Raw genomic sequence first — 22,934 nt, 5'->3', positions numbered from 1 at the left:
GCCTTTCAGGCGGCCTTTTTCAGGGCCTTGATGGACTTGACGGCCTTGAGCACTTCGTCCACGTGGCCCGGCACTTTCAGGCCGCGCCACTCTTGCACCAGCACGCCATCGGGGCCGATGAGGAAGGTGCTGCGCTCGATGCCCTTGACCTTCTTGCCGTACATGATCTTGTTCTTGACCACGCCGAACATGTGGCACATCTTCTCTTCGGTGTCGGCGATCAGCTCGAAGGGCAGTTCGAGCTTTTCCTTGAAGTCGTCGTGCGACTTCATGTTGTCGCGCGACACGCCGAACACGGCGGCACCGGCCTTGGCGAAGTCCTTGTACTTGTCGCGGAACTGCATGGCTTCGGTGGTGCAGCCGGGCGTGTTGTCCTTTGGGTAGAAGTACAGGATCAGAACCTGGCCCAGATGCGAGGTGTTGGAGACCTTGATCCCGCCGGTCGCGTTGGCTTCAAATTCAGGGAGGGGTTTGTTGACAACGATCGCCATGGCACTCAGTCTCTCAGGAGGGTAGTCGTTGGAAAATCGGGGGTGCGGGTGTGAGGTTGCAGCTGGACTAGGCCCCCGACCGCAACCCGGTATTTTACCCTGAAACGCACTCTTTCGCCGGTCGCAGTCTGTAACCAAAATGCACGAATCATGCCGGTTCTGCACTCTCGAGCAGAAGGGCTGCCGCCACGTTGCGGCCCTCGCCGGCCAGGATGTTGTAGGTGCGGCAGGCAGCCTGGGTGTCCATGGTTTCCAGGCCGATGCGCCGCGCCATGAGCGGCTGCAGCCAGGCCGGTGGCGGGAAACGGTTGCGCCCGCCGCTGCCGAAGATGACCAGTTCGCAGTCCAGCTCGGCCAGTTGCGCGAAGTGCGCGGGGGTCAGGTCTTCATAGCGAGCGCAGTGCCATTCGGTGCGAACGCCGCCGGAGGTGATGACCACGCTGTGCGTGATGCGCTCGGCGTCGATGCCGATCCAGCCGGGCCCGTAGGCGTTGATGCTCTGGGCGTCGGATCGGTCGGGCTGGAATTTCATGGGGATGTCCGGGTGGGTGGCCCCGTGCAGGGGCCCTGCGTGCCGCAGGGCGCGGGCCCGGTTCCGTCGTGTAGAACTGTGGTCAAATTATAGGTTTCACCGGGGGTGCGCCGTGCCCCGCAGGACCGATTCCCCTTCTCCTGGCGGCCTTTGGCGCCGCCAACCGCGCAGCATGAAGACCGTCCACAAATCCGCCAAGCTCAATAACGTTCTCTACGATGTGCGAGGCCCGATCGTGGATGCGGCCAAGCAGATGGAGGACGAGGGCCAGAAGATCATCAAGCTGAATATCGGCAACATGGCGCCGTTCGGCTTCGATCCGCCCGAAGAGATTCAGCAGGACATGATCCGCAACCTGCCCGACTCGGCAGGCTATTCGGACAGCAAGGGCATCTTCGCCGCGCGCAAGGCGGTGATGCACTACTCGCAGCAGCTGGGCATCGCCGGCGTCACGCTGGACGACATCTATCTCGGCAACGGCGCCAGCGAACTGATCGTGATGGCCACCAATGCGCTGCTCGATGACGGCGACGAGCTGCTGGTGCCCATGCCCGATTACCCGCTCTGGACGGCGGCGGTCTCGCTTTCGGGCGGCAAGCCCGTGCATTACCTCTGCGACGAGGACGACGGCTGGCTGCCCAGCCTGGACGACATCCGCGCCAAGATCACGCCGCGCACCCGTGGCATCGTCGTCATCAACCCGAACAACCCCACCGGCGTGCTCTATCCGCCGGAGCTGCTGCGCGGCATCGTTGCCATCGCCCGCGAGCACGGCCTGGTGCTGATGGTCGATGAGGTCTATGACAAGGTGCTCTACGAGGGCGCGGTCTTCACCTCGATGGCGAGCCTCTCCACCGACGTGCTGACGCTCACCTTCAATTCGCTCTCCAAGGCCTATCGCTCGTGCGGCTTCCGCGCCGGCTGGATGATCGTCTCCGGCCCCAAGCAGGATGCGCGCGACTACATCGAAGGCCTGAACATGCTGGCCAACCTCAAGCTGGGCTCCAACGTGCCCGGCCAGTGGGCCATCCAGACCGCGTTGGGCGGCTACCAGAGCATCAACGATCTGGTGGCCGAAGGCGGGCGCTTGCGCCGCCAGCGCGATCTGGCCTACGAGCTCATCTCGGCGATCCCGGGCGTGAGCTGCGTCAAACCGCAGGCGGCGCTCTACATGTTCCCCCGCCTGGACCCGGCGATGTACCCCATCGCCGACGACCGCCAGTTCTTCATGGAAGTGCTGCGCGCCACCCGCGTGATGCTGGTGCAGGGCTCGGGCTTCAACTTCCCCGACAACCAGCATTTCCGCATCGTGTTCCTGCCGCACGAGGGCGACCTGCGGGTGGCCATCGGCCGGCTGGCGGACTTTCTCGCCCAGTACCGCCAGCGGCACGCCACCGCCTGACGCGAATTCACTCCTTTTTTGATAGCTGTGAGCGCAGATAGATCAAGCGCTCCAGACCGTTTTACCTGAGATTTTTGATATGAAACCGATCCAAGTAGGCCTGCTGGGCATTGGCACCGTGGGCAGTGGCGTCTTCAACGTGCTGCAACGCAACCAGGAAGAGATCCGCCGCCGCGCCGGCCGCGGCATCGAAGTGACCATGGTGGCCGACCTGGACGTGGAGCGTGCCCGCGCCGTGGCTGGCGAGGGTGTGCAGGTGGTGAGCGACGCCCGCGCCGTCATCGCCAACCCCGACATCGACATCGTGGTCGAGCTCATCGGCGGCTACGGCATCGCCAAGGCGCTGGTGCTCGAAGCCATCGCCGCCGGCAAGCATGTGGTCACCGCCAACAAGGCGCTGCTGGCCGTGCACGGCACCGAGATCTTCGCCGCTGCCGCCGCCAAGGGCGTGATGGTCGCCTTCGAGGCCGCCGTGGCCGGTGGCATCCCCATCATCAAGGCGCTTCGCGAAGGCCTCACGGCCAACCGCATCGAATGGATCGCCGGCATCATCAACGGCACCACGAACTTCATCCTGTCCGAGATGCGCGACAAGGGCCTGGACTTCGACGTGGTGCTCAAGGAGGCGCAGCGACTGGGCTACGCCGAGGCCGACCCGACCTTCGACATCGAAGGCGTGGACGCCGCGCACAAGGCCACCATCATGTCGGCCATCGCCTTCGGCATCCCGGTTCAGTTCGACAAGGCCTACGTCGAAGGCATCACCCAGCTGGCCGGCGCCGACATCAAATACGCCGAGCAGCTGGGCTACCGTATCAAGCTGCTGGGCATCGCCAAGCGCCGCACGGGCGAGGGCGTGGACGGCGTGGAGCTGCGCGTACACCCCACGCTGATCCCGGCCAAGCGCCTGATCGCCAACGTCGAAGGCGCCATGAACGCCGTCGTGGTGCAGGCCGATGCGGTGGGGACCACGCTCTACTACGGCAAGGGCGCGGGCAGCGAGCCCACGGCCAGCGCCGTCATCGCCGACCTGGTGGACATCGCCCGCCTGGCCTCGGCCGACCCTGGCCACCGCGTGCCCTACCTGGCCTTCCAGCCGCACACCCTGGACCAGGCCCAGGCCGCCTTGCCCGTGCTGCCCGCCAGCGAATTCATCACCAGCTACTATCTGCGCCTGCGCGTAGCCGACCAGGCCGGCGTGCTGACCCAGGTCACGGGCCTGCTGGCCGGCGCTGGCATCAGCATCGACGCCGTGCTGCAGCGCGAGGCCGACGAAGTGGGCGGCGAAGGTTCCGCGCAGACCGACCTGATCATCCTCACGCACGAGACCCGCGAAGGCACCATGAACGACGCCATCGTCCAGATGCAGGCCCTGCCCACGGTGCTCGCGCCCATCACGCGCATCCGCAAGGAAGAGTTGAACTGATGCTGTACCTCTCCACGCGCGGCCATCCCGACCGCAAGCGCTTTTGCGACATCCTGCTCGAAGGCCTGGCGCCCGACGGCGGTCTGTACCTGCCCGAGCGCTATCCGCACATCGACGACGCCGCGCTCACCCGCCTGCGCACGGCCTACCACGAGCAGGGCTACGCGGAACTCGCCTTCCAGATCCTCTCGCTCTACATCGACGACATTCCCGCCGCCGACCTGAAGCACCTGTGCGAGAAGACGTATACGGCCGAAGTCTTCGGCACCGGCGAGATCGTGCCGCTGCGCCACCTTGAAGACGGCCTCTGGCTCGAAGCCCTGTCCAACGGCCCCACGCTGGCCTTCAAGGACATGGCCATGCAGCTGCTGGGCAACCTGTTCGAATACGAGCTGGCCCGCCGCGGCGAGCAGCTCAACATCCTCGGCGCGACCAGTGGCGACACCGGCAGCGCGGCCGAATACGCCATGAAGGGCAAGGCGGGCGTGCGCGTCTTCATGACCAGCCCGCACGGGCGGATGAGCCCCTTCCAGCAGGCGCAGATGTTCAGCCTGCAGGACGCGAACATCCACAACATCGCCATCGAAGGCGTGTTCGACGACTGCCAGGACATCGTCAAGGCCGTGAGCAACGACCTGGAGTTCAAGCGCCAGTACAAGATCGGCACCGTCAACTCGATCAACTGGGCGCGCCTGCTGGCGCAGGTGGTCTATTACTTCGCCGGCTACGTGCAGGCCACCGAGACCAACGACCAGAAGGTCAGCTTCACCGTGCCCTCGGGCAACTTCGGCAACGTCTGCGCGGGCCATGTCGCGCGCATGATGGGGCTGCCGATCGACCGCCTGGTGGTAGCCACCAACGAGAACGACGTGCTCGACGAGTTCTTCCGCACCGGCGTCTATCGCGTGCGCGGCAGCGCCGACACGCACGAAACCTCCAGCCCCTCCATGGACATCAGCAAGGCCAGCAACTTCGAACGCTTCGTGTTCGACCTGCTGGGCCGCGACGCCGCGCGCACCCAGGCGCTGTTCGGCGACGCGCTGGCCCGCGACGGCCGCTTCGACCTGAGCGCCGATCCGCACTTCGCCGATGCCGCCACGCGCTACGGATTCTCCAGCGGCAAGAGCACCCATGCCGATCGTCTTGCGACCATCAAGGACAACTTCGTGCGCCATGGCGTGACCATCGACACCCACACCGCCGACGGCGTGAAAGTGGCGCTGGAGCAGCGCGGCCCTGGGACCGTGCCGATGATCGTGCTGGAGACGGCGCTGCCCATCAAGTTCGCTGAAACCATCACCCTGGCCCTGGGCCAGCCGCCCGAGCGGCCTGCGAGGTTTGAAGGCATCGAGGCCCTGCCCAAGCGGGTGCAGGTGATGCCTGCCGATGCCGAGGCGGTCAAAGACTACATCCGCCGCCATGTGCCGGAAGCGGTCTGAAACGGTTTGAAGCGAAAGAAGCCTGCAGCCCTTGCAAATCAAGGGCCTGCAGCTATGGTTTGAATAGCAAAAAGGAATCAGGATGAAGGTGGTCGGCTTTGCCGGGTTTTCGGGCTGCGGCAAGACCACGCTGGTCGAGCAATTGATTCCCGAGCTGCGGCTGCAGGGCCTGCGCGTGTCGGTGGTCAAGCACGCGCACCATAATTTCGATATCGACCACGTCGGCAAGGACACCTGGCGCCACCGTGAGGCCGGGGCTTACGAGGTGGCCGTGGCCTCCGACCGGCGCCTGGCCGTGATGCGCGAGTTCGAGTCGCCCGGCGCCATCAGCGTGCATGCTTTGCTGGCCGAGCTCGATGCCGGCGTGGACTGGGTGCTGGTCGAAGGCTTCAAGGAAAGCGACCTGCCCAAGGTCGAGGTGTGGCGCATGCCCTCGCCCGATTACCGCGAGCGCCCCGCGCGCTACCCCGAGGACCCGCACATCGTCGCCATCGCCACCGATGCTGCGCCCGCCGGCCTGCCCGCGCCGACCACGCTGCCGGTGTTCGACGTGCGCGACCCGCACGCGCTGGCGAACTGGCTGCTGGCCCAGGGAGCGCGATTCGACTACGCCCGTCCGGCCGCGCCAGTCCCCGCGGCGGCCGTTCCATCTCATCCCGCAGGAGCCCTCTGATGCGAGCCCCTTTGAAGCCGCTGGACGACGCGCTCGCCGAACTGCTGGCCCGTGCCGTGCCCCTGCTTGGCGTGGAGACCGTGGACTGCTTCGATGCCGACGGCCGCGTGCTGCGCGAAAGCGCCACCTCGCCGCTGCAGGTGCCGCCCGCCGACAACAGCTCCATGGATGGCTACGCCGTGCGCGTGGCCGATCTCGCGCAAGGCGACATCGCCAGGGCTGCCGAACTGCCGGTCTCCCAGCGCATTCCCGCCGGCAGCGCCGCCCAGCCGCTGGCGGCCGGCACCGCCGCTCGCATCTTCACCGGCGCCCCGGTGCCGGCCGGGGCCGATGCCATCGTGATGCAGGAAGACTGCGAGCCGCTGGAGGGGGGCGAGCGCGTGCGCATCAACGCCGTGCCTGCGTCCGGTCAGTGGATTCGCCGTGCGGGCGAAGACATCACGCGGGGCGCCCAGGTGCTCTCCGCCGGCACCCGGCTAAGCCCCGCCTCCCTGGGGCTGGCCGCCAGCATCGGGCTGGCGCGGCTCACGGTGTCACGCCGGCCGCGCGTTGCCTTGTTCTCCACGGGTGATGAACTCGTCATGCCCGGCGACGTGCCCCCCGAGCGCATGCCGCCCGGTGCCATCTACAACAGCAACCGCTTCTTCCTGCGCGCCATGCTGCGCCGGCTGGGCTGCGAAGTGACCGACCTGGGCATCGTGCCCGACCGGCGCGATGCCACCATCGAGGCGCTGCGCTCGGCCAGTGCCGCGCACGACCTCCTCCTGACCAGCGGCGGCGTGTCGGTGGGCGAGGAAGACCACATCAAGCCCGCCGTCGAGGCGCTGGGCGAACTGCACCTCTGGCAGATCGCCATGAAGCCGGGCAAGCCCTTCGCCTATGGCCGCATCGGCGACGCGCATTTCATGGGGCTGCCGGGCAACCCGGTGTCGAGCTTCGTCACCTTCTCGCTGCTGGTGCGCCCCTTTTTGCTGGCGCTGCAGGGCGCGACCGACGTGGCGCCCCGCGCCATGGCCGTCACCGCCGGCTTCGACTGGCCCCGCGCCGACAAGCGCCGCGAATTCCTGCGCGTGCGCTGGGGCGCGGACGGCCGGCTGGAGCGCTTCGGCAACCAGAGCTCGGGCGTGCTCACCTCCGCCGCGTGGGGCGACGGCGTGGTGGACAACCCTGCGGGCCAGACCATCGCCCGGGGCGACACCGTACGTTTCATCTCCTTCGCCGATCTGCTGTCATGAGCCAGGACACCACTGCCGCCGCCATCACCGTCGAGGTGCGCTACTTCGCCTCCATCCGCGAAGCCATCGGCCGTGGCAGCGAAACCGTGCAGACCCGCGCCGCCACCCTGGGCGCACTGCGGAGCGAACTCATCGCCCGCGGCGAGCCCTGGGCCACCGCGCTCGCCCCTGGCCGGGCGGTGCGCATGGCGCTCGACCAGACCATGAGCGGCGAAGACGCCGCCCTCAAGGCGGGCGCCGAGGTGGCGTTCTTCCCGCCCGTCACGGGCGGCTGAGGCCGGCTCAGGGCGAGCGAGCGCCCTTCCTTTTTTTGCTCACAGCCGCGCGAGCGCCGCTTCCTGTGCGGCCACCAATTCCCGCAGCCGCTTGGCCAGCGCTGGCGATGCAGGCGTCATCGGGGACCGCAGGGCGTCGTCCATCCAGCCTTGCTGCGCCAGCAGCGCCTTCACCGGCGCGGGGTTGGGTTCGGCGAAGAGGGCCGGGATCAGCGGCGCCAGCGCCTGCCAGAGCGGCCGGGCGCGGTCCAGCTCACCTTGGGCGATGGCCTGCATGCATTCCACCAGCCGCTCGGGCCGCCAGTGCGCGCTGGCGGCAATGGCGCCTGCGCCGCCGAGGGCCATGGTCGAAAAGATCTGCCCATCCTCGCCTGCGAGCACCTGCAGCGCGCCATCGGCGATCAGCGCCTGCGTCTTGGCCGCATCGCCGCCGCAGTCCTTGATCGCCCGGATGCGCGGGTGGGCCGCCAGGGCGCGCAGCGTAGCCAGCTCCAGCGTGGCGCAGGTACGGTAGGGAATGTCATAGACGATGAGCGGGCGGGCGCTGGCCTCGGCGATGGCTTCGAACCACTGGCGCAGTCCGGCCTGCGAAGGGCGGATGTAGTGCGGCGCCGGCACCAGCAGGCCGGCGAGCGGGAACTGGTTCAGCTGACGCACACGCTCCAGCACATGGCCCAGGTGGTAGCCCGAGAGGCCCATCACCACCGGCAGTCCGTCTGCAGCGGCGGTCACGGTGTCCAGCACCGCGTCCTGCTAATCGGTCTCCAGCGCGGCTGCCTCGCCCGTGGAGCCGCAGGCGACGAGGCCGGCGATGCCGCTGCCGCGCAGGCGCTGCACCAGCGACCGCAGCGCGGCATGGTCGATGTGCCCGCTCTGGAAGGGCGTGACGAGGGGAATCCAGAGCCCGGAAAAATCGGACGTGGCGCGGGCTGCTGGCTGCGAGGTATGTGGCATGGCGAATCCTTGATGACGGAAGAACGACCGCTTCGGAGTACCGCCGGATGCATGCGCACAGCGACCGTTCGGGCAGTCCGACCAGGGTCGGCATCAAGGCAAGGGGAGGGGGGTGGGGCTGCCAGGCGGTTCCGTCGCTCATCCGGACGGAACCGCAGCTCCGGTCAGATGAGCTGTGGTTTTTTGGCTTTGCCCGCGCAGCGCACTGCCGCCGGCTGGGCGGCGGTGGGTAGGCAGCGGGTGCGCGAAAACATGGCGGACAGTATAGCCATGCCCGCGTGAAGAGGCTTCAGGCGGTGGGCAGCTCGGGGCAGCGCCATTCCAGTAGTTCCGCCAGACGCAGCGTGATCCAGCGCGCTTCTGCTGCGATCACGCCGGAATCTGCCGTGTTCAGGCCCGAATGGATGCCGCGCAGGATGTCGGCTTCGGACGGCGCCTGGGTGTGGTAGAGCGTCTGCGCGTGCTCCACCAGATGGCAGGCCAGGTCTTCGCAGAGCTCGTAGCGGGCGCGCACGACGTCGCTGCGCTCGGTCAGACGCTGGCGGGTGTCGCTATAGACGGCGATGAAGGACGGGGGGACGTGGATCTGGTTGTCTTCGGACATGCGCGGCAGTCTCCGTTCGCGTTCGCGTTCACGTTCGCGTTCGGTCAGTCTGGCACGAAGCGCGATTCAAAGCGCTCCATGTCCTGCGTCAGCTCGAAGGTGACGAGCTGGCCCATCTTCATGTCGGAGAGGCGGCAGGCGGCGAAGAGGCTGTAGCGGCCGCTCAGATCGAAGCTCGGCAGGTCGATGATCGCGTAGGGGTGGGGCACGAAGACCTCGTGCTCGAAGACCACGCGGTGCTGGTTGCGGGGCGACGGAAAAAGCTTGTAGCGGTCGGTGGTGATGGTCTGTGTGGCCATGTCGGGAGCGTTAAAGTGCGGGGCTGCAGGCCGTGGGCGGCGGTTGCCGCGCGCGAAAAGGCCTGAGGATCGGGCGCAGATGATGGCATGGCCGGCCCTTTCAACGCATTTCCGAAACCTGCGCCGCCGGTGGGCGGCATTGCGGGCGTGGCCTTGGCTGCGTTCTTTTTTTCCCTTTTCGATCACTTCGCAGACGACATCACCGCATGGCCCGCAATCCCAACGAATGGACCCAGAAGATCATGGCGCTCGTCAAGGTCGGCAACGTGGCGGGTGCCACCGCGCAGATCCGCGTGGCGCCCACCGTAGCCGACCTCAAGCGCCTGCAGACCGCACTGGCCGCGCCCGGCGCTCCCGCGGCTGGCCGCCAGCTGGAGACGGTGGTGGCCGAGCAGATCGTGGCGCTGTCCGCCCCGCGCCTGCACCGTTCGCCATGAGTGCCGCCATGCCCCGCGTTTCCATCCAGACCGCCGACTTCGACGTGGCCGCCGAGCTGGCCGCGCTGCGCGCCGCAGATGCCCGCGTGGGCGCCGTGTGCAGCTTCGTGGGCGTGGTGCGCGACCGCAGCGACGGCCACAGCGTCGCGTCGATGGAGCTGGAGCACTACCCCGGCATGACCGAGAAGTCGATCGAGGCCATGATCGACGAGGCCCTGGCGCGCTTCGACGTGTTCGGCGCCCGTGTGATCCACCGCGTGGGGCTGCTCGCGCCGCTCGACCAGATCGTGCTGGTGGCCGTCAGTTCGGCCCATCGGGGCGCGAGCTTCCAGGCGTGCGAGTTCCTCATGGACTACCTCAAGACCCAGGCGCCGTTCTGGAAGAAGGAAGCCACGCCCGAGGGCGCGCGCTGGGTGGATGCGCGCGTCTCGGACGATGCAGCGCTGGAGCGCTGGGGCATCCGCGCCGCGAATGCGCCAGCCCACTGATTTGCTATTGATTCGATAGCATTATGCCCGCGCGCATCAAGCGCTGCGGCTCATAAAGGCTGAAATCCACTGTCCCGGATGATGCGTTGCCAGGCTGCCGTATAGGTCCGCACCCGCCCGGCGAACTGGCCCTGTGGCTCGAAGCCCACGTTCAGGCCCATCGCGGTGAGCTTCTCGCGCACGTCGGGCATGGCCAGCGCCTGCTGCAGCGCGGCGCTGAAGCGGTCGATGACCGCCTGGGGCGTGCCGGCCGGCGCGAACAGGCCGTAGTAGGGGTAGTCGTCCAGATGGTCGAAGCCCAGCTCGCCGAAGGTGGGCACCTGGGGCAGCAGCGGCTGGCGCCGGGCGCCGATGACGGCCACGATGCGCAGCTTGCCCGCGCGCTGCAGCTCGATCATGTCGGGCACCGAGGCGATGCCCGCCGCGATCTGGTTGCCCAGCATGTCGGCCGTCATGGGCGCGCTGCCGCGGTAGGGCGCGGCCTGCAGATCCAGCTGGTAGCGCTGCGCCATCAGCCGCACGAGGAATTCGGGAATCGAGCCGGGCGCGGGCACGCCGATCGTGTCCTTGCCCCCGCGCTGGGTCTTCACCCAGCGTACGTACTCGGCCATGTTGCGCGCAGGCGTGGCGCCCGATACGGCCAGCACGTTGGCGAAGGTCGCCAGACCCGCCACCGGCACAAAATCGGTCGCCGGCAGGAAACCCGGGTTGCGTATGACCTGCGGCAAGATCGAGATGGTGTGGTCGTGGGACAGTAGCAGCGTGTGCCCGTCCGGCGCGGCCGTCTTCAGCACCTGCGCGGCGATCTGCCCGCCCGCGCCGGCGCGGTTTTCGACCACCACGGGCGCATGCAGCAGGTCCTTGAGCTTGTCGGCCAGCAGGCGTGCGATAGCGTCGCTGCCCGCGCCGGCCGGAAAACCCACCAGCAGGCGCACCGGCGCGCCCTGCGGCTGTGCGCCGGCCCAGCCGGCCGCCGTGGCCAGGGAGGCGGCGGTGAAGGCACGGCGGGACAACGCGGGCACGCGGGGCGAGGCGATCGGGGGCATGGCGGGGCTCCTGGGGTGATGTGATCTGGACATTGTCCGGCATGGCCGGTGCGCGGTACAGGCGCCCTGTCCGGCTTGAATCCCATCCGCCCGGCCGCATATCCATGGCAATTCGGAGGTTTTTCCACCATGCGACAAGACAAACTCACCACCAAGTTCCAAGAAGCCCTGGGCGATGCGCAATCGCTGGCCCTGGGGCATGACAACGCCTACATCGAAGCCCCTCACCTGCTGCTGGCCATGCTGCGCCAGGACGGCGGCCCGCGCGCGCTGCTCGAGCGTGCCGGCGCCAACGTGCGCGGGCTCGAAACTGCGGCCGAGGCCGCCATGCAGCGCCTGCCGCAGGTGCAGGGCGGCGACGGCGTGCAGGTCGGCCCCGAGCTGGGCCGGCTGCTGCAGGCGACCGAAAAAGAAGCCATCAAACGCGGCGACCAGTTCATCGCGGGCGAACTCTTCCTGCTGGCCGTGGCCGACGCCAAGGGCGACGTGGGCACGCTGGCCCGCTCCAACGGCCTGACGCGCAAGAGCCTGGAATCGGCGATCGAAGCCGTGCGCGGCGGCCAGAAGATGGACAGCGCCGAGGCCGAGGGCCAGCGCGAGGCACTCAAGAAATACTGCATGGACCTGACCGAGCGCGCCCGCGCCGGCAAGCTGGACCCGGTGATCGGCCGCGACGACGAGATCCGCCGCGCCATCCAGGTGCTGCAGCGCCGCAGCAAGAACAACCCCGTGCTGATCGGGGAGCCCGGCGTGGGCAAGACCGCCATCGTCGAAGGCCTGGCCCAGCGCATCGTGGCCGGCGAGGTGCCCGAATCGCTCAAGAACAAGCGCGTGCTGAGCCTGGACATGGCCGCGCTGCTGGCCGGCGCCAAGTTCCGCGGCGAGTTCGAGGAACGCCTGAAGAGCGTGCTGAGCGAGCTGGCCAAGGACGAGGGCCAGACCATCGTCTTCATCGACGAGCTGCACACCATGGTCGGCGCCGGCAAGGCCGAAGGCGCCATGGATGCGGGCAACATGCTGAAGCCCGCCCTGGCGCGCGGCGAGCTGCACTGCGTGGGCGCGACCACGCTCGACGAATACCGTAAGTACATCGAAAAAGATGCGGCGCTGGAGCGGCGCTTCCAGAAGATCCTGGTGGGCGAGCCCACGGTGGAGGCCACCATCGCCATCCTGCGCGGCCTGCAGGAAAAGTACGAGCTGCACCACGGCGTCGAGATCACCGACCCGGCCATCGTGGCTGCGGCCGAGCTGTCGAACCGCTACATCACGGACCGCTTCCTGCCCGACAAGGCCATCGACCTGATCGACGAGGCCGCGGCCAAGATCAAGATTGAGATCGACTCCAAGCCCGAAGCCATCGACAAGCTCGATCGCCGGCTGATCCAGTTGCAGATCGAACGCGAAGCGGTGAAGAAGGAAAAGGACGAGGCTTCGCAGAAGCGCCTGGCGCTGCTCGAAGAAGAGATCGAAAAGCTGCAGAAGGACATCGCCGACCTGGAAGACATCTGGACCGCCGAGAAGGCCCAGGCCCAGGGCAGCCAGCACGTGCGCGAGCAGGTCGAGAAGGTGAAGCTGCAGATCGAGGACCTCAAGCGCAAGGGCGACTTCAACAAGGTCGCCGAGCTGCAGTACGGCCAGCTGCCTGACCTGGAGCGTCAGCTCAAGGAAGCGCAGGCCAAGGAAGAGGGCACGGACGGCGCCGCCACGCCCAACCGCCTGCTGCGCACCCAGGTGGGCGCCGAGGAGATTGCCGAGGTGGTCAGCCGCGCCACGGGCATTCCCGTGTCCAAGATGATGCAGGGCGAGAAGGACAAGCTGCTGCTGATGGAAGACAAGCTGCACGAGCGCGTGGTGGGCCAGGACGAGGCGATCGCGGCCGTGGCCAACGCCATCCGCCGCTCGCGCTCGGGCCTGTCGGACCCGAACCGGCCCACGGGCTCGTTCCTGTTCCTCGGCCCTACGGGCGTGGGCAAGACCGAGCTGTGCAAGGCGCTCGCGGGCTTTCTCTTTGACAGCGAAGACCACCTGGTGCGCATCGACATGAGCGAGTTCATGGAAAAGCATTCCGTGGCCCGCCTGATCGGCGCGCCGCCCGGCTACGTGGGCTATGAGGAAGGCGGCTATCTGACCGAGGCCGTGCGCCGCAAGCCCTACAGCGTGCTGCTGCTCGACGAGGTGGAAAAGGCCCACCCCGACGTGTTCAACGTGCTGCTGCAGGTGCTGGACGACGGCCGCCTGACCGACGGCCAGGGCCGCACCGTGGACTTCAAGAACACCGTGATCGTGATGACGAGCAACATCGGCTCGCATCTGATCCAGGCCATGGTCGGCCAGGACTCGCAGGACATCAAAGAGGCGGTCTGGGGGGAACTCAAGAACCATTTCCGACCCGAATTCCTCAACCGCATCGACGAGACCGTGGTGTTCCACGCGCTCGACGCGAAGAACATCGAAGCCATCGCCCGCATTCAGCTGCAATTGCTGGAGGCCCGGCTGGCCAGGATGGACCTCGCGCTGCAGGTCTCGCCTGCCGCCGTGGCCGAGCTGGCCAAGGTCGGTTTCGATCCGGTGTTCGGGGCGCGTCCCCTCAAGCGCGCCATTCAGCAACGCATCGAAAATCCGCTGTCCAAGCTCTTGCTGGAAGGGCGTTTCCCGCCCAAGAGCGTGATTCCGGTCGATGTGGATCCGGTACTGGAGCCGGGCGTGTTCCGGTTCGGCACCCCGCAGCCCGTGGGGGCTTGAAGCTCCGGTTCCAATATGGGTTGCGCGGCGCGTATGTGCACCGCGCAACCGCCAGAAAGGAGCAAGGTTTTGAATGATTTCGTAGCTGGATTGATCCGGTGGACGCTGCGCTTGTTCGTGGTGGTCGTGGGGCTGGTGTTCTTCCTGAGCCTGGTCGCCGCCGCCGCCGTGCTGGCCCTCGCATGGGGCGTGCGCGCCCTCTGGGCCCAGCTCACCGGCCGGCCCGTCACGCCCTGGACCATGCGCATGGACCCCCGCGAAGGCTGGAGCACGGTCTATCGCAGCACCGCGCGCTGGACGGCGCGTGGCGACCGTGCGGAGGAGCCGGCCACACCTGGCGCCCGAGCACGCGAGTTGCCTGGTGCGCGCGACGTGGTGGTGGACGTGGTCGAACCACGCGAAGTCCGCTGAGCGCCGCATCCACCGGCTTGACGCCACCGCAGCGCATGGCGGTCACTGCAGCCCGGGCACAGCCGGGGCCGCATTGGCTGCCATGCGCTTTCTTTTTTGAGCGGCTCTCGCATCGGCGCGCCGCGCTGCGCCAGCGCTTGCCGGCTTTACAGCCCGTTGCACGCCCGGTGCCTATGATGTTCCCATGACGCCTGCCGATATCCGCCACCAGTTCGAAGTCCAGCGCCAGGCCAGCCGCGCGCAGCCCGATGTCCCACTGATGGTGCGGCGTGAACGCCTGCTGCGCCTGAGCAAGCTGCTGCAGGAAAACGGCCCCGTGCTGGCGGCGGCCGTCCAGGCGGATTTCGGCATGCGCTCCACGCGCGTGACCGAGGTGGCCGACCTGCTCATGCTGCATTCGCAGTTGCGGCATACGCTGCGGCATCTGGCGCGCTGGTCGCGCCCGCAGAAGGTGCGCACGCCGCTCATGCTGCAGCCCGCGCAGGGCTGGATCGAGCGCCAGCCGCTGGGCGTGGTGGGCGTGATCGCACCCTGGAATTACCCGGTACAGCTGGCGTTGGGCCCGGTGATCGCCGCCCTGGCAGCGGGCAACCGCGTCATGCTCAAGCCCAGCGAGCTCACGCCGCACACCTCCGCTCAGCTCGCGTTGCTGGTGGCGCAGTTCTTCTCGCCCGACGAGTTCTGCGTGGTGCAGGGCGATGCCGCAGTGGCGGCGCTGGTGGCCTCGCTGCCGTTCGATCACCTCTTCTTCACCGGCTCCACCGCCATCGGCCGCAAGGTCGCGCTGGCCGCAGCGGCCAACCTGACGCCCACCACGCTGGAGCTGGGCGGCAAGTCGCCCTGCATCATCGATGCCGACTGCGACCTGCACGAGGCCGCGCTGAAGATCGCGCACGGCAAGCTGCTCAACGCCGGCCAGACCTGTATCGCGCCCGACTATGTGCTGCTGCCGCGCGGCAGCGAAGCCGCCTTCGCCGAGGCTTACCGGGCCGCCGTGGCGCGCCTGTTCCCGTACTTCGAGGGCAATCCCGACTACGCGGCGGTCATCAACGCCCGGCACCTGGCGCGGCTGCGCACCATGCTGCAGCAGGCGCAGACGCTGGGCGCCGAAGTGCATGTGCTGGAGCCGGTGCCCGGCTCGCCCCCGCCGCCCCCGCAGAGCATCGGCGACGGCGTGGGCCGGCAGATGCCGCCGGTGCTCGTCTTCGGGGCCACGCAGGCCATGCAGCTCATGCAGGAGGAGATCTTCGGCCCCGTGCTGCCCGTGCTGGCCTATGAGCGCCCGGACGACGTCATCGCCCATATCAACGCCGGCCCGCGCCCGCTGGCGCTCTATTGGTTTGGCCGCAGCGAGGCGGCGCGCAACGCCGTGCTGCGGGGCACGGTGAGCGGCGGGGTGACGCTGAACGACACGCTCCTGCACGTGGCGCACGACAACCTGCCCTTCGGCGGCGTGGGAGACAGCGGATGGGGCGCCTATCACGGCGAGCAGGGCTTTCTGCGCTTTTGCCACCAGAAGTCGGTGCTGGCGCAGTCGCGCTGGTCGCTTGGCAGTCTGCTCTATCCGCCCTATGGCGCGCGCTTCGACCAGGTCCTGGGCTGGATCAAACGCTTGGGTTGAAGGGCGCGCGGGCTGCGTGCAAGGGTTGCGGGGCAGGCCGCAGAGGGCCTCCTATAACTGAAGGATTGAGTCGAAAAACCATTTGCGGCGACAATGCCGCTCTTTTTCGTTTTTCCACCCGTTCCCGTTCCGTTCCCATGTCCAGTATCCAGGTCCGTCCCGCCACCCTCCGCGACGCCAAAGCCATTGCCCAGATCCACACGCAATCCGCCACCGAGGCCTACCGCGGCCTGCTGCCAGACGACCAGCTGAAGTCCATGTCTTCCGTCGAGAAGCGCCAGGCTTACTGGCGCGAGGCCATCGAGTACTGCGAGCCGCAAGTGCAGGTTGCCGTGGACGGCGACAAGATCGTCGGCTTCGTCGGTTTCGATCGTTCCCGCGATGAGAAGTCCCGTCCCACCACCGGTGAGATCTGGGCCATCTACGCCGCCCCCACGCACTGGAACCAGGGCGTGGGCGTGGCCCTGTGGGACGCCGCCCGCGACGGCCTCCAGGAAGAAGGCTGCACCAACGTCACCGCCTGGGTGCCGCTGCGCAACGAGCGCGCGCTGCGGTTCCATGAAATGGCCGGCTTCAAGCGCGAGATGTCCACCGCCAAGACGGCCGTCGTCGGCGGCGTGAAGATCGAGGAAGTGCGTCTGAAGCGCCCGCTGAACTGATCCCCGGGCCAGTGGCCCGGCGCCCTTCGTGGGGTGCACGGCCGGGCCGCATTCCCTCTCTGGCATGCGCGCATCCGCTCAGGTTGCGCGCATGTTGCCTTTCAGAACCCCCATTTTTCGGGCAGAGCGCGCATGAACACCATCCATTGGCAAGACGCCACCGGCCAGGAGCGCAGCGCGCCCTGGCGCGCGGAAAACGGTGCGCCCGCGCCGCGCCGCGTACAGCTGGCCGACGACACGCTGGCAGCCGACACGGCGTATCGCCTGGCCTGCGAAGGCACCGGGCTGCTCTGGGCGGGGGACTTCCACAACGCCCGGCAGCTGCTGCAGGCGCTGGCGCGCCGCGCCGATGCGCGCAGCCGCAAGGCGCCTTCGCGGGGCCGCAAGGCGGCTAGGCCGGCCAGCGATGCCGTGGCCGTCGCCACAACCGCGCCCGGCCAGGCCTTCCATCTGCACCGCCAGGCGCAGGCGCAGCGTGCGCGCACGTTGGCCCAGGTGCTGGTGCCGGTGGATGCCGACTACGGCATTCCGCTGCGGCGCGCGCCCGACCTGCGCGCGGCGCTGATCGAGGCCTGGGGCCCGCCCTCCGGCGAGCCCGCCGTGGTGTCGCTGCGCGAAGTGCTGGGCCTGGTCGGCGCGCACGAGTGGCGCAAGAAGGGCGTGCCCATCGCCGCCCTGGGCGAGGACGCGCGCATCCATCCGCACTACGGCGTGTATTCGCCCGTGCGTGGCGAATACATCGATCTGGTGGCCGCCGCGCCGCTGCCGGCCGGCGCCCAGGCGCTGGCGTTCGACATCGGCACCGGCACCGGCGTGCTGGCGGCGGTGCTGGCCCGGCGCGGCGTGGCCCGCGTGGTGGCGACCGACCAGGACTCGCGCGCGCTGGCCTGTGCGGCCGACAACCTGCAGCGCCTGGGGCTGCATCGCAAGGTGGAACTGCAGACGGCGGACCTCTTTCCCGCAGGCCGCGCGCCGCTGGTGGTGTGCAATCCGCCCTGGGTGCCGGCGCGCGCCAATGCGCCCATCGAGCGTGCCGTGTACGACGAAGACAGCCGCATGCTGCGCGGCTTTCTCGCGGGCCTGGCGGAGCATCTGGCGCCTGGCGGGGAGGGCTGGCTGATCCTGTCGGATCTGGCCGAGCATCTGGGCCTGCGCCCGCGTGCGCAGCTGCTGGAGTGGATCGCCGCCGGCGGCCTGCGCGTGCTGCAGCGGCACGACGTGCGCCCGCGCCACGGCAAGGCGGCGGACCCGTCCGACCCGCTGCACGCGGCGCGTTCGGCTGAAGTGACTTCGCTCTGGCGGCTGGCCGCTGCGGCCTGAGGTGATGCGAGGCCGGTGCCGATGCCCGTGCCTGCGTGGCGCGGCCTCGTCAGGCCGGCAGCAGTTGCTGCATGCGTTCCCGCACCGAGGCCGCCCGCTCTGCACCGGCCTGCACGGTGATCTCGGCCAGCAGGCCTTCGCCCACTTCCAGCATGCTGTCGCGGTCGCGCGCGGCGCGCAGGGCTTCGCGGAACTGCTCGGCCAGCTCTGGGTCGCGCCGTGCGAACATGCGCTCGCACATGTCGAAGAGGTACATGCGGGCACCGGCCAGCGACCGCAGCGCGTTCGACGGGGCCGGCGCTTCACCTGCGCCTGCATCTGCATCTGCATCCGCTGGCGTGCCGGGCAGCGAGAGTTCGGTCAGATAGCCCTGGCGCAGGAGTTCGCGAACCATCTCGGCGCCCAAGCCGTTGTACATCGCGTCCAGCTCCACTTTGGGCCGGCCGTCGGCCAGCAACAGGAGCGAACGCTCGCGCAGGCTGAGCGTGCGAACGCCGGGGGAGAGTTCGAGTCGGGCTTTGTCGGTTTTCTGCAGCAGCATGGAGCGGTAGCCTGCAACGAGGCTTGTGGCCTATTGGACACGGCAGCCGTGACGCGGGCATGACGTCGGATCTCCCTGGGTATGGATTTGCTACATATTTAATAGCGGGATGCGAAGGATAATCAAGCGCTCAAGGCAAATTTCATCCATGTTTTCTTTTGATGGCCGGTTTCCGGCGCGAACGCTGCGGGCCGAGCGGGCCCGGTGCCGCAGAGGCAGCCCATGACGTTGCTGCTGGCACCCATGGAGGGCCTGCTCGACTTCGTTCTGCGCGACGTGCTCACCCGTGTGGGGGGCGTGGATCGCTGCGTGTCGGAATTCATCCGCATCACCGACTCGCTGCTGCCGGACAAGGTCTTCCTGCGTTACATCCCCGAGCTGAACCACGGCGGGCGCACCCTGGCCGGTGTGCCGGTGCGCGCCCAGCTGCTGGGCTCCGACCCGGTGAGCATGGCCGAGAACGCGGCCCGACTGGCCGAGCTGGGCCCCGAAGGCATCGACCTGAACTTCGGCTGCCCCGCCAAGGTGGTGAACCGCCATGGGGGCGGCGCGGCCCTGCTACGCGAGCCCGAGCGCATCGCAGCCTTGGTGTCGGCCGTGCGGCGCGCGGTCCCGGCGCACCTGCCGGTGTCGGCCAAGATGCGTCTGGGCTATGACGACACGAGCCTGACGCTGGAATGTGCCCAGGCCATGGCCGACGGCGGTGCCTGCGAGCTGGTCGTGCATGCGCGGACCAAGATGGACGGCTACCGCCCGCCCGCTTACTGGGAGCGCATTCCGGCCATCCGGGCCGCCGTCGCTATTCCGGTGGTGGCCAATGGCGAGATCTGGACGGTGGCCGACGCGCAGCGCTGCCGCGAGGTCTCGGGCGGACAGGCGCTGATGCTGGGGCGCGGCATCGTCGCTGACCCCGGACTGGCCCTGGCCATTCGCGCAGCCGACGCGGGAGGCCCGCCGCATGCCGAAGCGCTGCCCTGGGCCGCGCTGCTGCCGCACATCGCCGATTTCTGGCAGCTGGTGTGCGAGGACCTGGAGCCGCGCCAGCGCGCCGGCCGCCTCAAGCAGTGGCTCAACCTGCTGCGCCGCCGCTATCCCGAGGCAGAAGCCGCCTACCAGCACGTGCGCACGATGACCGATCAGCAGGCGATCACGCAGTGGGTGGCGCAGCAGCTCACAGCAGCTGGTCAGGCGCCAGCGGGCCCAGCAGCTTGAGGATCAGCCGCAGGCCCAGGCTGGTATTCGGGTCGGTCGTGGCATCGGGCAGGCCGCTGCCTTCGGGCGCGATCCAGCGCAGGCCGCCCTGCGCGTCGCGCTCCAGCCGCCAGGCGTTGTGAAGCATCGCCGATTCGATCTGCGCGCTGGCCTGGCCCGAGAGTTGGGCGCTGCGGATCAGCAGCGCGATCTCGGTGTTCTGCAGCTGCGAGCGCAGGTCCAGGTTCATCGAGCCGATCACCAGCAGCCGGCGGTCGATGACCATGACCTTGGAGTGCAGCATGGCGCGCGAATCCTGCGCGGGCTCGCTGCTCGCTGCGCCCGCGCTGCTGCCGAAGGCCGAGCGCAGGCCCGCCGCGTCGCTGCGCATCTCATACAGCTCGATGCCCATGTCGAGCAGCGCCTCGCGGTGCCGCGCATAGCCCACGTGGGCGATGGGCGCATCGTTGGACGCCAGCGAGTTCGTCAGGATGCGTACCCGCACGCCCCGGGCCCGCACCTTCGCGAAGGCGGCCTTCATGTCGTCGCCGGGAACGAAGTACGGGGAGATGATGAGCAGCTCGCTGCGTGTGAGGCCAATCAGCTTGAGCAGGCCATCCACCACCGTGTCGCCATCCGATGCGCTGGGAATAGCCGACGCCTTCTGCATGGAGGGCGCAGTGGCCGAGTCGGGCGTCGCAGGGGATTGCGCTGGCACCTCGCCGCTTGAGGGGGGCGCAGGCTCGTCCAGCGGAATCTTCGTCGGCTTGTCCGCCATCAGCACGGCTGGCGCCCACACAAAAGCGGCCTGCGCCAGATCCATCGGCTGGGCGCGCCACACGCGCTCGCGCTGCTCCTGCGTGGGCCCGCCTGCGGCGGGGCGGGGTTCTCCGTCGGGCGGCATCGGGCGGCTGCCTGCGCCGTCATTCCTGTCATCGGCGGTGCCGCGGGCAGTGCTGGCACTCCACACATCCCGGCTTTCGCTGCTGCGGGCCGGCGTGGTGGAGTCGGTTTGAACGTCCTCTGCGCCGGAATCGTCACGGCTTCCGTCGTCCTGCAGCACCTGTGCGCGAAGGCGGTTCAATTCCTCCCGGGTGATCAGCGATTGCACCGGATAGGCCCGCTCGTTATTCCAGTAGCTGTCGAAGCTGCGCGACATGTCCTGCACGATGGGGCCGGCGACCAGCACGTCGGTGTCCACGAAATTGGCGGCATCGGAGAAGCCGAAATAGGCATCACCCAGATTGCGTCCGCCCGTCACACCCATCACGTTGTCCGCCAGGAAGAGCTTGTTGTGCATGCGTTGCTGCACCCGGGCGAAGTCGGTGAGCGAGCTCCAGAGCCGTCCGATGGGCGAGGCCCGCGAGCCCGCCACAGGGTTGAACATGCGCATCTCGATGCGGGGCTCGAACGCCATACGCATCACCAGCGCATTGCGCCCGGTGCTGTGGAAGTCGTCCAGCAGGATGCGCACCCGTACGCCTCGCCGCGCGGCTGCCACGATCCCGCGCAGCAGCCGCTCGCTGCTCGCGTCGGCGTGGATGGCGTAGTACTGCAGGTCGAGGGTCTTCTGGGCTTGCTGGACGAGCGCGAGGCGGCTGGTGAAGGCGTCCTGAGGGCTGCTCAGCAGCATAAAGCTGGATGCGCCTGGCGGCCGCGAGTGGCTGTTGGCATGGTCCAGCGTGATTTGGCGCAGCGTGGTGGGCACGCCCGCCGGCAGGGCGAAAGACGTGGGACGCTCCACGTGCTGCGGCAGGCCGCCGCAGGCTGTCAGTCCCCAGGACAGGGCGATGAGCAGCAGCCAACGGTAGGCAGCGTTTCCGGTCTGCTGGAGATGCCGCAGCGGCTTGTGGGCGGATGCGGCAATCATGGAGGCGGGGTGCGGGGGCGGTCGGAATGGTGGGCGGTGTGCATGGCGATATGGGTATATCCGACCATGCACGCTTCTCACGTCGGACAAAGGTGCGAGATTAATGGACGCCGAGGCCGACTCGCTCCGCTACCGGGTCGCCATTCAAAACCTTAGAAGGCTCTCAAAAAACGTCTCGCCCGACGCCTCGCGCGACGATGCGAAGATCAACGCCGACTTGGTCTACGGCGTGCCATGCCATCGTATGGGCGCCGTCCAGCGTGCTTAGCGGGCCCCACTGCGCCATGCCAAGGCCAGCTCCGAGCAGCGTGGGAGCCATGTATAGAAGAACCTCGTCCACCAGTTGGTCGCGCACGAGGGCACCGTTGAGTCGGGCGCCTGCTTCCACATGCACTTCGTTCACGCTGCGCTGGCAAGCCAGATCCTGTAGCACCCAGCGCAGGTTGACGTGCCCGTTGTCGGCGGTCGGCGTGGCGATGACCTGAGCGCCTCGGTCCCGTAGCGCAGCAGCCTTCGTTGCGTCGCCGCTGGCCGTGTAGATCAGCACCTGGCGCTGGCGCACTTCGAAGAGGCGGGCGCTTGGTGGTGTCTGCAACTGACTGTCGACGATGGCCAGATGGGGCTGGCGCCGTGTTGCGATGTGCCGCACGTTCAGATGCGGATCGTCCGCGAGTATGGTGCCGATGCCGGTGAGCACGGCACAGGCGCGGGCGCGCCAGGCGTGTCCGTCGGCACGCGCTTCGGGCGAGGTAATCCACTGGCTGGCACCGTTGGGCAGTGCAGTGAACCCGTCCAGCGACGTGGCCGCTTTCATGCGCACCCAGGGGCGGCCGCGCTGCATGCGGCTGAAGAAACCGATGTTGAGCTCCCGCGACGCCTCGGCGCCCGGGCCTACCTCGACTTGCATGCCTGCCGCCTGCAGGCGCGCGAAGCCCTGGCCTGCTACCAGTGGATTAGGATCGGCGAGCGAGGCCACAACCCGCCGGATGCCCGCCTGGATCAGCGCATCGCAGCACGGTCCCGTGCGTCCGTGGTGCGAGCAGGGCTCGAGGGTAACGTAGGCTGTTGCGCCGCTGACGTCGATGCCCCTTTCCGCTGCCTGGCGCAGTGCCATGACCTCGGCATGCGGTCCACCAGCCTGCTGGGTGAATCCCTCCCCCAGCACCTCGCCTCCCGCTGACGTGATCACGCAGCCGACGCGGGGGTTGGGATTGGACAGGCGCAGCGCCTGTGCTGCAAGCGCGAGTGCGCGCTGCATCTGCTTAGCGGTCATTTCAA

Annotated in this window: 22 protein-coding genes and 1 pseudogene; 14 read left to right on the top strand and 9 right to left on the bottom strand. The window is 68.2% G+C overall.

Features of this window, described 5'->3' with window-relative positions; translation table 11 throughout:
* Nucleotides 1-5 precede the first annotated feature (5 nt).
* Both AC3A84_RS09765 and AC3A84_RS09760 read right to left on the bottom strand, forming a co-directional pair.
* Complete coding sequence (locus tag AC3A84_RS09765; RefSeq protein WP_092939142.1) at nt 6-491, bottom strand: peroxiredoxin; 486 nt, start codon at nt 489-491, stop codon at nt 6-8.
* A 148-nt stretch (nt 492-639) separates the two neighbouring features.
* A complete protein-coding gene (locus AC3A84_RS09760; protein WP_288509755.1) occupies nt 640-1,023 on the bottom strand; it encodes an Mth938-like domain-containing protein in 384 nt (127 codons plus the stop codon).
* Nucleotides 1,024-1,195: 172 nt separating this feature from the next.
* On the opposite strand from AC3A84_RS09760, the gene AC3A84_RS09755 reads away from it, so the two are divergent.
* The 6 genes from AC3A84_RS09755 (at nt 1,196) to moaD (ending at nt 7,473) form a co-directional block, all read left to right on the top strand.
* On the top strand, nt 1,196-2,425 hold the full coding sequence (locus tag AC3A84_RS09755) for a pyridoxal phosphate-dependent aminotransferase (RefSeq protein WP_487969460.1): 1,230 nt from the start codon (nt 1,196-1,198) through the stop codon (nt 2,423-2,425).
* 79 nt (nt 2,426-2,504) lie between these two features.
* Entirely contained in the window at nt 2,505-3,851 is a 1,347-nt protein-coding gene (locus tag AC3A84_RS09750; protein ID WP_487969459.1) for a homoserine dehydrogenase, read from the top strand.
* Nucleotides 3,851-5,290 carry a threonine synthase gene (gene thrC / locus AC3A84_RS09745; RefSeq protein ID WP_487969458.1) on the top strand — a complete coding sequence of 480 codons (1,440 nt, stop codon included), beginning with the start codon at nt 3,851-3,853 and terminating at the stop codon, nt 5,288-5,290. The genes AC3A84_RS09750 and thrC overlap by 1 nt, the downstream gene beginning before the upstream one ends.
* An 82-nt stretch (nt 5,291-5,372) precedes the next feature.
* Complete coding sequence (mobB, locus tag AC3A84_RS09740) at nt 5,373-5,963, top strand: molybdopterin-guanine dinucleotide biosynthesis protein B (RefSeq protein WP_487969457.1); 591 nt, start codon at nt 5,373-5,375, stop codon at nt 5,961-5,963.
* Entirely contained in the window at nt 5,963-7,198 is a 1,236-nt protein-coding gene (locus tag AC3A84_RS09735) for a molybdopterin molybdotransferase MoeA (protein ID WP_487969456.1), read from the top strand. Before mobB ends, AC3A84_RS09735 begins: the two co-directional genes overlap by 1 nt.
* A complete protein-coding gene (moaD, locus tag AC3A84_RS09730; RefSeq protein ID WP_487969455.1) occupies nt 7,195-7,473 on the top strand; it encodes a molybdopterin converting factor subunit 1 in 279 nt (92 codons plus the stop codon). Before AC3A84_RS09735 ends, moaD begins: the two co-directional genes overlap by 4 nt.
* A gap of 39 nt (nt 7,474-7,512) precedes the next feature.
* Here moaD and dapA read toward each other — a convergent pair.
* The 3 genes and pseudogenes from dapA to AC3A84_RS09715 form a co-directional block, all read right to left on the bottom strand.
* Nucleotides 7,513-8,427 (bottom strand): annotated as a pseudogene (gene dapA, locus AC3A84_RS09725) (4-hydroxy-tetrahydrodipicolinate synthase).
* A gap of 289 nt (nt 8,428-8,716) precedes the next feature.
* On the bottom strand, nt 8,717-9,031 hold the full coding sequence (locus AC3A84_RS09720; RefSeq protein ID WP_487969454.1) for a hypothetical protein: 315 nt from the start codon (nt 9,029-9,031) through the stop codon (nt 8,717-8,719).
* A 44-nt stretch (nt 9,032-9,075) separates the two neighbouring features.
* The gene (locus AC3A84_RS09715) at nt 9,076-9,330 is read right to left on the bottom strand and encodes a hypothetical protein (RefSeq protein ID WP_092939132.1); all 255 of its coding nucleotides are present in this window, start codon (nt 9,328-9,330) and stop codon (nt 9,076-9,078) included.
* 206 nt (nt 9,331-9,536) lie between these two features.
* Between AC3A84_RS09715 and AC3A84_RS09710 the strand changes: the two genes are divergently transcribed.
* Nucleotides 9,537-9,767 (top strand): hypothetical protein, encoded by a 231-nt coding sequence (locus AC3A84_RS09710; RefSeq protein ID WP_487969453.1) that lies wholly within the window; start codon nt 9,537-9,539, stop codon nt 9,765-9,767.
* 8 nt (nt 9,768-9,775) lie between these two features.
* Complete coding sequence (locus AC3A84_RS09705) at nt 9,776-10,255, top strand: molybdenum cofactor biosynthesis protein MoaE (protein WP_487969452.1); 480 nt, start codon at nt 9,776-9,778, stop codon at nt 10,253-10,255.
* 50 nt (nt 10,256-10,305) lie between these two features.
* On the opposite strand, the gene AC3A84_RS09700 is transcribed toward AC3A84_RS09705, so the two are convergent.
* A complete protein-coding gene (locus AC3A84_RS09700; RefSeq protein ID WP_487969451.1) occupies nt 10,306-11,301 on the bottom strand; it encodes a Bug family tripartite tricarboxylate transporter substrate binding protein in 996 nt (331 codons plus the stop codon).
* 129 nt (nt 11,302-11,430) lie between these two features.
* Between AC3A84_RS09700 and clpB the strand changes: the two genes are divergently transcribed.
* From clpB to AC3A84_RS09675, 5 genes are all read left to right on the top strand, one after another.
* The gene (gene clpB / locus AC3A84_RS09695) at nt 11,431-14,043 is read left to right on the top strand and encodes an ATP-dependent chaperone ClpB (protein WP_487969450.1); all 2,613 of its coding nucleotides are present in this window, start codon (nt 11,431-11,433) and stop codon (nt 14,041-14,043) included.
* 69 nt (nt 14,044-14,112) lie between these two features.
* Nucleotides 14,113-14,454 carry a hypothetical protein gene (locus tag AC3A84_RS09690; RefSeq protein ID WP_487969449.1) on the top strand — a complete coding sequence of 114 codons (342 nt, stop codon included), beginning with the start codon at nt 14,113-14,115 and terminating at the stop codon, nt 14,452-14,454.
* A 184-nt stretch (nt 14,455-14,638) separates the two neighbouring features.
* A complete protein-coding gene (locus AC3A84_RS09685; protein ID WP_487969448.1) occupies nt 14,639-16,075 on the top strand; it encodes a coniferyl aldehyde dehydrogenase in 1,437 nt (478 codons plus the stop codon).
* Between the two features lie 137 nt (nt 16,076-16,212).
* A complete protein-coding gene (locus tag AC3A84_RS09680; protein ID WP_092939127.1) occupies nt 16,213-16,734 on the top strand; it encodes a GNAT family N-acetyltransferase in 522 nt (173 codons plus the stop codon).
* 132 nt (nt 16,735-16,866) lie between these two features.
* On the top strand, nt 16,867-18,054 hold the full coding sequence (locus AC3A84_RS09675; RefSeq protein WP_487969447.1) for a methyltransferase: 1,188 nt from the start codon (nt 16,867-16,869) through the stop codon (nt 18,052-18,054).
* Between the two features lie 49 nt (nt 18,055-18,103).
* Here AC3A84_RS09675 and AC3A84_RS09670 read toward each other — a convergent pair whose 3' ends face one another.
* Nucleotides 18,104-18,595 carry a hypothetical protein gene (locus AC3A84_RS09670; protein WP_487969446.1) on the bottom strand — a complete coding sequence of 164 codons (492 nt, stop codon included), beginning with the start codon at nt 18,593-18,595 and terminating at the stop codon, nt 18,104-18,106.
* 222 nt (nt 18,596-18,817) lie between these two features.
* Here AC3A84_RS09670 and AC3A84_RS09665 point away from each other — a divergent pair, with 222 nt between their 5' ends.
* A complete protein-coding gene (locus AC3A84_RS09665; protein ID WP_487969445.1) occupies nt 18,818-19,807 on the top strand; it encodes a tRNA dihydrouridine synthase in 990 nt (329 codons plus the stop codon).
* Here AC3A84_RS09665 and AC3A84_RS09660 read toward each other — a convergent pair.
* Together AC3A84_RS09660 and ribD are read right to left on the bottom strand one after the other, a co-directional pair.
* Entirely contained in the window at nt 19,767-21,656 is a 1,890-nt protein-coding gene (locus AC3A84_RS09660) for a phospholipase D family protein (protein WP_487969444.1), read from the bottom strand. The genes AC3A84_RS09665 and AC3A84_RS09660 overlap by 41 nt on opposite strands.
* 163 nt (nt 21,657-21,819) lie before the next feature.
* Entirely contained in the window at nt 21,820-22,929 is a 1,110-nt protein-coding gene (gene ribD, locus AC3A84_RS09655) for a bifunctional diaminohydroxyphosphoribosylaminopyrimidine deaminase/5-amino-6-(5-phosphoribosylamino)uracil reductase RibD (RefSeq protein WP_487969443.1), read from the bottom strand.
* Between the last annotated feature and the right edge of the window lie 5 nt (nt 22,930-22,934).

Source organism: Paracidovorax sp. (assembly GCF_057642795.1).
Note: the sequence above shows the minus strand (reverse complement) of the source record. Positions and strands in the feature narration are given on the sequence as shown.